At 30.7% G+C, this 522-nt stretch carries 1 protein-coding gene and 1 pseudogene; both read left to right on the top strand.

The features are described 5' to 3' along the window. On the top strand, positions 1-201 hold a 201-nt coding region (locus CAMP5053_RS08355), incomplete at its 5' end, for a hypothetical protein (RefSeq protein ID WP_337217654.1). Between the two features lie 25 nt (positions 202-226). Beyond that, positions 227-522 (top strand): annotated as a pseudogene (locus tag CAMP5053_RS08350) (filamentous hemagglutinin N-terminal domain-containing protein); the annotation flags it as partial.

The raw sequence follows: 522 nt of genomic DNA, 5'->3' as shown, positions 1-522 counted from the left end.
TTTATTTTAATGCAAAGTGAAAAAGGCTTTGTAGATGCAAACAATAAACAACTAAATCAAAAAGACTTACAAAGCTTATTAGAGATTATTACTAAAAACGATCAAAGCTTACATAAAAACATCAAAGCAAAAGTTCAAAAAGCTAAATACACTCTAAGTGTAAGTAAAGATGCAAAAAGCATAGTAGTGAATTTAAACTAAAGTAATATACCAAAAAGGATTAATTATGAAAAAGTTAGCAAATCACATCATACTCTCAGGCATAACTGTATCAATGCTCTTTTCTCCACTAGTGGCTTTACCTAGTGGAGGTAAATTTACTCATGGGACTAGTGGAAGTATAAACACTAATGGTAATAATATGAATATCATAGGTAATGGAAAAAACTCAGTCATACAATGGGGTGGTGGCTTTAGCATAGGTAAAGGTGAAAGTGTAAACTTTGGAGGTAAAGACAAAAACTATCTAAACATTGCTCATGGAACAGATAAATCTATGATAGAAGGTTTATTAAATGCAGG

Source organism: Campylobacter sp. S4:11 (assembly GCF_024723695.1).
Taxonomy (GTDB): Bacteria; Campylobacterota; Campylobacteria; order Campylobacterales; family Campylobacteraceae; genus Campylobacter_D; species Campylobacter_D jejuni_C.
The sequence above is the reverse complement of the archived record's forward strand: the minus strand, read 5'-3'. Positions and strand labels throughout refer to the sequence as shown.